The organism is Microbulbifer mangrovi, from assembly GCF_002009015.1.
Taxonomy (GTDB): Bacteria; Pseudomonadota; Gammaproteobacteria; order Pseudomonadales; family Cellvibrionaceae; genus Microbulbifer; species Microbulbifer mangrovi.
In genome coordinates this window covers 1-556 of record NZ_LZDE01000068.1, presented here as the reverse complement: position 1 = coordinate 556, position 556 = coordinate 1, and the positions used below count along the sequence as shown (strand labels likewise).

The following is a 556-nucleotide window of genomic DNA, read 5'->3' as shown; positions in this document are numbered from 1 at the left end:
CGTCGGTCTGCCGCACCTTGTTAAGCGCCCACGGTCTTCAGTAATTCAATAACTCTATGATGTAATCCTGCGGGCTCAGGAAACAACTTTTTTGAATACAACCAATTAGTGTGTGCCCCTATTGATAAATAGCCAGTTCGCAATTTGTAACTAGGGTTTACGTAGATATCTCCGCTTTCAAGTATTTCTTTAACCATGTTGGGCGTTAATGTCCAGCGGTGCCCCTGCTTTTTGTTTGGACGTCGGTCATCAAGGTGGCATTCGATTCCATTGATCGTACGCTTTAACGTAGTTGTTTGATTTGACGTCTCGAAAATTTTCAACTCTGTTACGCTTTGATCGACTGATGGATCATCAGTGAAATTCTCAGCCTCTTGGGTCTCCTCCTTAACGAAAGTTCTCCATGCTAACCAAGCAACAAACCCAGCTATCAACGTTTGTGCGATCTTGGTAATTAAATCGATTGATTCCAGAAAACATTGCCACATAAGTTCATTCTTTTTCTTCACTCAACGCCCAGCGCTGGCGCAGCTAGCGCGGAGCACCTTTTGTGTTA

Annotated in this window: 1 protein-coding gene; it reads right to left on the bottom strand. The window is 43.9% G+C overall.

What is annotated here, in order from left to right; all coding sequences use genetic code 11:
* Positions 1-20: 20 nt before the first annotated feature.
* Positions 21-509: a hypothetical protein gene (locus B4U49_RS00295; RefSeq protein ID WP_143735419.1), complete on the bottom strand. Its 489-nt coding sequence runs from the start codon at positions 507-509 to the stop codon at positions 21-23.
* Positions 510-556: the final 47 nt, after the last annotated feature.